Genomic DNA, 763 nt, shown 5'->3' with positions numbered 1-763 from the left:
ATCAAATGGTAAATCAACTATCTAGTCTTTTTGGACCTATGTTAGCCGGATTTTCCATTTCTTTTATTGGTGGTTTTCAAGTTCTTTGGATTAATGTTCTCTCTTTTATTGCAACATTAATTGCTGTGCTACTATTACCATCAATTAAAACTTTAAACAGTACAAACAATGAAAAGAATACATTTCAAAATGTATTCACTGATTTGTTTAATGGATTTAAATGGCTCAAAAAAGATCGATTAAATATAGCTTTATCTCTTCAAGCTATGGTAGGCAATTTTGGAGCAAGTGCTGTTTTAGGTGTACTTATGTATTATTTATTATCGACATTACATCTTACCCCCGCACAAAGCGGCTATAATTATACTTTAATTGGGATAGGCGGGCTTTTAGGAAGCTTAATTGCTGTACCTTTAGAAAAGAAATTTCGACGTGGTGTACTTATTCCTTTACTCCTATTTTTTGGAGCACTTGGATTAACAATTGCTTTATGGAGTACATATTGGCTCGCTCCCGGAATTGCTTTCGGTATTGCAATGACATGCAATATTGTATGGAATACGATTGTAACCTCGGTTCGTCAGGAAACTGTTCCATCCAATATGCAAGGAAGAGTTTTAGGGTTTTCACGTGTACTTACACGATTAGCTATGCCACTGGGGGCTTTAGTAGGTGGAATTATTTCAGCTTACAATCCTATATTTATATTTGCTTTAGCTGCTTTTACTAAATTAATAGAAGTCTTTATTGCATTATTTAGTCC

General features: G+C 34.1%; 1 protein-coding gene. It reads left to right on the top strand.

Annotated elements, in window-relative coordinates; all coding sequences use genetic code 11:
* On the top strand, nt 1-763 hold a 763-nt coding region (locus AC1DJR_RS32170; RefSeq protein ID WP_477004489.1), incomplete at both ends, for an MFS transporter.

Source organism: Bacillus sp. 05T31, from assembly GCF_056396725.1.
The sequence above is the reverse complement of the archived record's forward strand: the minus strand, read 5'-3'. Positions and strand labels throughout refer to the sequence as shown.